The organism is Rhodoplanes roseus, from assembly GCF_003258865.1.
In the GTDB taxonomy this organism is placed as follows: domain Bacteria; phylum Pseudomonadota; class Alphaproteobacteria; order Rhizobiales; family Xanthobacteraceae; genus Rhodoplanes; species Rhodoplanes roseus.
The window spans coordinates 1-233 of sequence record NZ_NPEX01001033.1 but is presented as its reverse complement, the minus strand read 5'-3'; the positions used below and the strand labels follow the sequence as shown (position 1 = coordinate 233).

The window sequence follows — 233 nt, the reverse complement described above, 5'->3', positions numbered from 1 at the left end:
GCTCGCCCGGAACATGGGCCTTACGCGCCAATCGGTGCAGCGCATCGTCGATGAACTCGTGGACGATGGCATCTTCGAGCTCGCCGACAACCCGCATCACAAACGGGCGAAACTCGTGCGGCTGACCGAGAAGGGAGAAGCGCTCTTTGCGGAGGCGACGGCCCGCTGGCTGCCGCATGCCGAAGATCTCGCCTCCGTTCTCGCCCCGGGCGAACTCGCGCGGCTGACGGAGC

1 protein-coding gene is annotated in these 233 nt (G+C 66.5%); it reads left to right on the top strand.

Annotated features, from left to right (window positions below):
• Positions 1-34: 34 nt before the first annotated feature.
• Positions 35-233 (top strand): MarR family winged helix-turn-helix transcriptional regulator (locus CH341_RS33495; RefSeq protein WP_245431371.1); only part of this gene is annotated, 199 nt, incomplete at its 3' end.